This window comes from Spirillospora sp. NPDC049652 (assembly GCF_040675125.1).
GTDB lineage: Bacteria > Actinomycetota > Actinomycetes > Streptosporangiales > Streptosporangiaceae > Spirillospora.
On sequence record NZ_JBFAOF010000794.1, the window covers coordinates 1 to 3,440 of the forward strand.

5 protein-coding genes are annotated in these 3,440 nt (G+C 73.6%); all 5 read left to right on the forward strand.

Annotated elements, in window-relative coordinates; genetic code table 11:
* Positions 1–324 (forward strand): AAA family ATPase (locus tag AB0J52_RS32725; protein ID WP_500186710.1); only part of this gene is annotated, 324 nt, incomplete at its 5' end.
* 17 nt (positions 325–341) lie between these two features.
* Positions 342–1,103, forward strand: a complete 762-nt coding sequence (locus AB0J52_RS32730; protein ID WP_500186711.1) for an ABC transporter permease — start codon at positions 342–344, stop codon at positions 1,101–1,103.
* A gap of 92 nt (positions 1,104–1,195) precedes the next feature.
* Positions 1,196–1,537: a YciI family protein gene (locus AB0J52_RS32735; protein ID WP_500186712.1), complete on the forward strand. Its 342-nt coding sequence runs from the start codon at positions 1,196–1,198 to the stop codon at positions 1,535–1,537.
* A 102-nt stretch (positions 1,538–1,639) separates the two neighbouring features.
* Complete coding sequence (locus AB0J52_RS32740) at positions 1,640–2,872, forward strand: RNA polymerase sigma factor (RefSeq protein ID WP_500186713.1); 1,233 nt, start codon at positions 1,640–1,642, stop codon at positions 2,870–2,872.
* 84 nt (positions 2,873–2,956) lie between these two features.
* Entirely contained in the window at positions 2,957–3,394 is a 438-nt protein-coding gene (locus AB0J52_RS32745; RefSeq protein ID WP_500186714.1) for a DoxX family protein, read from the forward strand.
* Positions 3,395–3,440: the final 46 nt, after the last annotated feature.

The window sequence follows — 3,440 nt, forward strand, 5'->3', positions numbered from 1 at the left end:
CTGGAGCTCGCGCTCGGCCTGGTGAACCGCCCCGAGGTGCTGTTCCTGGACGAGCCGACCACCGGCCTCGACCCCGGCAGCCGCGCCGACCTGTGGGACCTGGTCCGGCGCGTCCGGCACGACCACGGCACGACCGTGCTGCTCACCACGCACTACCTGGACGAGGCCGACGCGCTCGCCGACCGCCTCGTGGTCGTGGACGCCGGGTCCGTGGTCGCCGAGGGCACCCCGGCCGGCCTCAAGGACCGGCACGGCGCCGCTACCCTCCAGGACGCCTTCCTCACCATCACCGGGCGCGCCTCCGACGCCCCCGCCACCGTCTGAGCCCCCCGGGACCCGCCGTGAACCGACTCCTCACCGACACCCTCGTGATCTTCGGCCGCTCGTCGCGGCAGACCCTGCGGTCCAAGACCGCGCTGACCTTCGGGATGCTGCAGCCGCTGCTGTTCCTCGCCCTCATGGGCCCGCTGCTGTCCCGGCTCGACCTGCGGACCGGCGGGACGTCCTGGCAGGCGTTCGTGCCCGGCCTGCTCGTCCAGCTCTCGCTGCTCGGCGGGATGTTCGTCGGGCTCGGCATCCTGGTCGAACGCCAGGCCGGCGTGATCGACCGGATGCGGGCCACGCCCCTGCACCCCGCCGCGCCGCTGCTCGGCCGGACGCTGCGGGACGTCGTGCAGCTCGTCGTCCAGTCCGCCCTGCTCGTCCTGCTCGGCGTCGCGTTCGGGCTGCGCGCGCCGCTCGCCGGGATCGTGCTCGGCTTCGTGTTCGTGGGGCTGCTGTCGGCGGCGCTCGCGATGCTGTCGTACGGCCTGGCGATGAACGTGCGGACCACGCCCGAGTTCGCCGCGATCGCCAACACGGTCGTCCTGCCGATGATGCTGCTCGCGGGCCTGCTGCTGCCGATGACGCTCGCGCCCGGCTGGCTGGACGCCGCTTCCCGCGCGGTCCCCTTCCGGTACACCGTGGACGCCGTCCGGCACCTGTACCTCGGGGAGTACGCCGACGCCACCGTCCTCGCCGGCCTCGCCGTCACCACCGGGTTGGCCATCCTCGGCCTCTTCGGAGGGCTCGCCCTTTTCCGCAGGTCAGGGCATACTCCGTGATTCTTCGAAAAAAAATCCCGGTGTCGTGTCGATCCGGCGGCTCCCCGATCGACGCCCTGGTGAAGCGACACCAGCGAGCGAAGGAGAACGCCATGCGGTTCCTCATGATGACGGTCGACGACGGCACCCCCCAGGGCCCGGTGGACGACGAGCTCCAGGCCCGGATGGGCGCGTTCATCGCCGAGATGAGCCGGTCCGGCGCGCTGCTGGCCACCGGCGGCCTCGACCCCCGCGCGACCCACATCGTCGCCAAGGACGGCAAGGCCGAGATCGTGGACGGCCCGTTCAGCGAGTCCAAGGAGTTCGTGGCGGGCTTCGCGCTGGTCGAGACCCGGACCGAGGAGGAGGCCATCGAGCTGTCCCGCCGGTTCTGGGCCATCGTCGGCAGCGGCCGCGGCACCATCCAGCGGGTCTACGGCCCCGACGGCGAGTGACCGGAGGCCCCACCCCCGGAACCGGCATCCGGCACGCCCGCTCGCGCTTCCGCGCGGCGGGCGTGTTGCCGTTCCCGGGTCCGAGGTGCTGTCATCGGGCGCGTGACGGACGTGAACCGGACGATCGACGCGGTCTGGCGGCTGGAGGCCCCGCGGATCATCGCGGCGCTCGCGCGGCTGGTCAACGATGTGGGGCTGGCCGAGGAGCTGGCGCAGGACGCGCTGGTCGCCGCGCTGGAACAGTGGCCCGCCCAGGGCGTCCCGGACAACCCGGGCGCATGGCTGATGTCGGTCGCCAAGCGGCGCGGGATCGACCGGATCCGGCGCGAGCGGACCTTCGCGCGCAAGGTCGAGGAGATCGGCCAGGCCCTGGAGGCCGAGACCGAGTTGCCCGAGCCGGACGAGATCGCCGACGACCTGCTGCGGCTGGTGTTCACCGCCTGCCATCCGGTGCTGTCCCGGCCCGCGCGGATCGCGCTGACCCTGCGCATGCTCGGGGGCCTGAGCACGGACGAGATCGCGCGCGCGTTCCTGGTGCCCGAGGCGACCGTCGCGCAGCGGATCGTCCGGGCGAAGAAGACGCTGAGCGCGTCGGGCGTGCCGTTCGAGGCTCCGCAGGGCCCGGAGCGCGCGGCCCGGCTCGACTCGGTGCTCGAAGTCGTCTACCTCATCTTCAACGAGGGGTACGTGGCCACGGCCGGGTCCGACTGGCTCCGCGTGGACCTCTGCCAGGAGGCGCTGCGCCTCGGCCGCCTCCTCGCCGGGCTCGCGCCCCGCGAACCCGAGGTGCACGGCCTGGTCGCGCTCATGGAGATCCAGGCGTCCCGCACGCGCGCGCGGGTCGGCGAGGACGGCGCGCCCGTCCCGCTGCCCGAGCAGGACCGCGGCCGCTGGGACCGGCTGCTCATTGCGCGCGGCTTCGCCGCCCTCCTGCGCGCGCAGGAGCTGGGCGGCCCGTCCGGCCCGTACGTGCTGCAGGCCGCGATCGCCGCGTGCCACGCGCAGGCGGCGTCCGCCGAGGAGACCGACTGGGAGCAGATCGCCGGTCTGTACGAACTCCTCGTGCGCGCGGAGCCGTCGCCCGTCGTCCAGGTGAACCGGGCGTTCGCGCTCGGCATGGCGTTCGGCCCGCGGCGGGGCCTGGAGTTGCTCGACGCGCTGGAGGACGAGCCGTCCATGGCGGCCTACCACCTGCTGCCGAGCGTGCGCGGAGACCTGCTCGCGCGGCTCGGGGACCGCGCGGGCGCGGCCCGGGAGTTCACCCGCGCGGCCGGTCTGACCCGCAACGATGCCGAGCGGGCCGTGCTGGAGAAGCGGGCCTCGGAACTTTCTTAGAAAAAACTTCCGGCGGATGTCGATCCGGGCGGCGGCCGATCGACGCACTGGCGAAACGAGGAACACACCGGAAGGAACCCCGAGATGACCACCGCCGCCACCACCACCGCCGCTGCCGCCAACACCGCTACTGCCGCCGCGCCCCGCTCCCGCCGCCGGACGATCCTGTGGGGCTTCCAGATCCTGCTCGCCGCGTTCCTGCTGATCGCGTCGGCGATGCCGAAGTTCGCCGGGCAGAAGGACGCGGTGGAGACCTTCGCCAAGATCGGGATCGGTCAGTGGTTCCGGTACGTGACGGGCGCCGTCGAGGCCGCGGGCGCGATCGGCCTGCTGATCCCCCGGCTGGCCGGGCTCGCCGCGACCGGGCTGATCGGGCTGATGATCGGCGCCGCGGTCACCCAGGTCGTCTGGCTCGTCCCCGCCTGGGCCGCCTTCCCGCTGGCGCTCGGCGTGGTCTTCGCCCTCATCGCGCGCGACCGGCGCGCCGAGACCCGCGACCTCCTGCGCGGCCTGCGCAAGTGACCCCCGACGACACCGGACGGCCCGGGCGCCCCACGCGCCCGGGCCG

Excerpts from the sequence above, each read along its gene's own strand:
- AB0J52_RS32735 (WP_500186712.1), top strand. The coding sequence starts at position 1,196 with ATGCGGTTCCTCATGATGACGGTCGACGACGGCACCCCCCAGGGCCCG.
- AB0J52_RS32745 (WP_500186714.1), top strand. The coding sequence starts at position 2,957 with ATGACCACCGCCGCCACCACCACCGCCGCTGCCGCCAACACCGCTACT.